This window comes from Frankia sp. CoWAU3, from assembly GCF_977971855.1.
Genome location: NZ_CDWWXB010000261.1, coordinates 1 through 1491, shown reverse-complemented (window position 1 = coordinate 1491; position 1491 = coordinate 1). Strand labels below are relative to the sequence as shown.

General features: G+C 67.5%; 3 protein-coding genes. 1 reads left to right on the top strand and 2 read right to left on the bottom strand.

What is annotated here, in order from left to right; all coding sequences use genetic code 11:
• Positions 1–431 (bottom strand): Na+/H+ antiporter NhaA (locus AC08ON_RS16745; RefSeq protein WP_476617311.1); only part of this gene is annotated, 431 nt, incomplete at its 3' end.
• A gap of 199 nt (positions 432–630) precedes the next feature.
• On the opposite strand from AC08ON_RS16745, the gene AC08ON_RS16740 reads away from it, so the two are divergent.
• Positions 631–930, top strand: coding sequence for a hypothetical protein (locus tag AC08ON_RS16740; protein WP_476608463.1), 300 nt, complete (start codon positions 631–633; stop codon positions 928–930).
• A gap of 109 nt (positions 931–1039) precedes the next feature.
• Here AC08ON_RS16740 and AC08ON_RS16735 read toward each other — a convergent pair whose 3' ends face one another.
• Complete coding sequence (locus tag AC08ON_RS16735) at positions 1040–1399, bottom strand: group I truncated hemoglobin (RefSeq protein WP_476608464.1); 360 nt, start codon at positions 1397–1399, stop codon at positions 1040–1042.
• Positions 1400–1491 lie beyond the last annotated feature (92 nt).

The following is a 1491-nucleotide window of genomic DNA, read 5'->3' as shown; positions in this document are numbered from 1 at the left end:
GGGATCGCCCAGCCCGCTGAGGCGTCACCGCCGACGTTGACCAGCGCGTACAGCACGGCCGGGACGGCGACACCCCCGCAGGCGGCCAGGACCGGGACAGCGGCCCGCCGAGGGTCGCGGAGGTCTCCGGCGATGAACTCGCGTTTGAGTTCCAGCCCGGCAACGAAGAAGAAGATCGCTAGCAGGCCGTCGGCGGCCCACTGAGCCAGGGTGAGGTCCAGGTGCGCCCAGGACGGGCCGAGCTGGTAGGACAGCATTGACTGGTACGACTCTGACCACGGCGAGTTCGCCCAGCCCAAGGCCAGGACCGTCGCGGCGAGCAGCAGCCCGCCACCGATGGCCTCCCTGCGTAGGATCTCGGCGATCCGGCGAGCCTCGGGCCACGACCTGCGGTCGAACAGGCTGAACCGGCGAGACGGAACTTGGCCCACGGCGGCGCTCCTCACCAAGGGATCGGGTCACACGTTGCCGACCAGACTTCCCGGCGCACCGAACCCACCGTAGCCGAGCCGACGTTAACATGCCCCCCATACCAGCCGAAACGGCTAGGCACACCCGGCACGGGGCCGGCAGGGGACCCACCCCGAAGCACTGCCTCACCACGCCGGCTACAGCCTCGCCGAGCAGGCGGTGATCCCGACGCCGAAGAACGCCCTCCCCCTCGCACGGCTGACCAGCAGCGACCTCGTCGAGGACGAGGTCAGCACCTGTCTCGGCGTCGAATCCGTCCGCGTGGTTTGCTGCTTCGTCGACGCGGACAGCTACCGCTGGCTCGACCGCACCCGACGGCACCCGCTACCCGAGAAAGGAAGCCGCCGGGACGGCTCGTTCACCACCAACGACGTCCGTGCCATCCTTGTCCACGGCATCCCCGTCGCCGACGGCGATTGGCGTCGACCTCCATCTCTCACATGGTGGCGTCCATATTAAACCCGGGCGGTTCGCATTTGCAACTGTGCCCCGCCCGGTTTCTCTCGTTCGAGCCGGCTGCGGCTTCACTAGCCTGACCGCGCAAGGTCGTGTATGACGTGAGGTATTACTACTTCGATACCGTGACGACGTCGGAACGCAGCGGGGCGAGGGCCGCGTCGATCTGGCCGGTGGTTTCCGTCGGGACACCGAGGCCGGTCAACGCCGCGAGCAGATGGTCCACCACCGCGTCGAAGTGGGAGTCGGTGAGGCCGAGCGTGGCATGTACCGCGGCCATGTCCCGGCCCCGGTAGACCTCGGGACCACCGATCACCGCGGCGATGAACGCTCGCTGGTGTTCCTTGAGACGGGGCAGGTCCCGGTTGGCAAAGAGGGGTGCAAGAACGGGATCGGCCGTCACCCGGACGTAGAAATCGTCGACCGCGGCCTGCACGGCCGTCGCGCCGCCGATAGTGTCGTAGATACTCATCAGAGGTCTCGCTTTCGCAGGAGAGGACCGACCGGAGGTCGTTGACCATGTTTGTTGCCGTGGCTCACTGGTACCCGTCCGCCAGGTTCACT

Bases quoted from the DNA above. Each gene is read 5' to 3' on its own strand.
- AC08ON_RS16735 (WP_476608464.1), bottom strand. From the start codon at position 1,399: ATGAGTATCTACGACACTATCGGCGGCGCGACGGCCGTGCAGGCCGCG.